1 protein-coding gene is annotated in these 1167 nt (G+C 63.2%); it reads left to right on the top strand.

The window, feature by feature from the left end; all coding sequences use genetic code 11:
- Positions 1-11: 11 nt before the first annotated feature.
- Positions 12-998, top strand: a complete 987-nt coding sequence (locus GIY56_RS18285; protein ID WP_154766259.1) for an IS30 family transposase — start codon at positions 12-14, stop codon at positions 996-998.
- The last annotated feature ends 169 nt before the right edge of the window (positions 999-1167 follow it).

Here is a 1167-nt window from a genome sequence, read left to right on the forward strand (position 1 = left end):
TGGCACCGCACCTGACCCTTCCTGAGCGTCGCATTGTCGCGGCCATGCTGCAGCGCAAGATCAGCGTGGCGCAGATCGCCGTTCAACTTGGCCGACATCGCTCCACCATCCATCGCGAGATCCGGCGCAACTTCTGGCACGACGATGAAGTGCCGATGGCGACGGGTTACTGGCACATGAATGCCCAGCACCTCGCCGCCAGCCGCCGCAGAAGGCAGGCCAAGCTGCTCCAGGATAATGACTTGCGCGACGGCGTGATCGCCGGGCTCAAGGCCGGCTGGTCACCCCAACAGATTGCCGGACGCTTGCGTCTTGAAGGTGGTCGGCCCCGGGTGTGCCACGAGACCATCTACCGCTATGTCTACTCACCCGAAGGCCAGGCGCAGGAGCTGGGCCGCCACCTTCCCGAGCGGCGTCGCAAGCGAAAGGCGCGCTACGCCCGCAAACCAAGAAGCCTCGTGTTTCCTGAGCGTTGCATGATCAGGAACCGTCCTCAGGCGGTCAAGGACCGGCAGGTTTTTGGGCATTGGGAGGCTGACCTGATGATCTTTCGCAAGGAGCATGGTCCGGCCAACGTGGCCACAGTCGTCGAGCGGATGAGCCGCTATACGGTTATCTTCCGCAACAATGACCGTCGGTCCAGGCCGCTCATGAACAGGCTGATCGACCTGCTCTCGCCCCTGCCCCGGGATGCCCGGCAGAGCCTGACCTTCGACCGGGGACTGGAATTCGTCTCCTGGCGCGAGCTTGAGAAAGGGCTTGGAGCGCAAGCGTGGTTCTGCGATCCGCAGGCACCTTGGCAGAAGCCTACGGTCGAGAACACCAACCGGCGCGTCCGACGCTGGCTTCCCCGTGACACCATTTTGCTGACGATAGACCCAAAGGAGTTCGGGGGCCTCGCGCAGCGCATGAACGCCACGCCGCGCAAATGTTTGGGCTACAGGACACCCGCGGAGGTCTTCCGCGAAGAACTGGCAAGGGCCTCAGGCCTGCAGTAGCTTCTGCTTTGCGGGACAGACCTGCCCTTCCCTTTGAGCGCAAGATCGACGCGGTGCAGGGCGATCGACTGCATAGGCAGGATGCTGTCCGCTCCGATCGAACGCTGGCTATGGGATTGAAGCCGGCATCGCTGTTTCACTTTCCCGCCTGACCCGGCCGGGCTGCGAT

Source organism: Paracoccus lichenicola (assembly GCF_009708075.1).
Taxonomy (GTDB): domain Bacteria; phylum Pseudomonadota; class Alphaproteobacteria; order Rhodobacterales; family Rhodobacteraceae; genus Paracoccus; species Paracoccus lichenicola.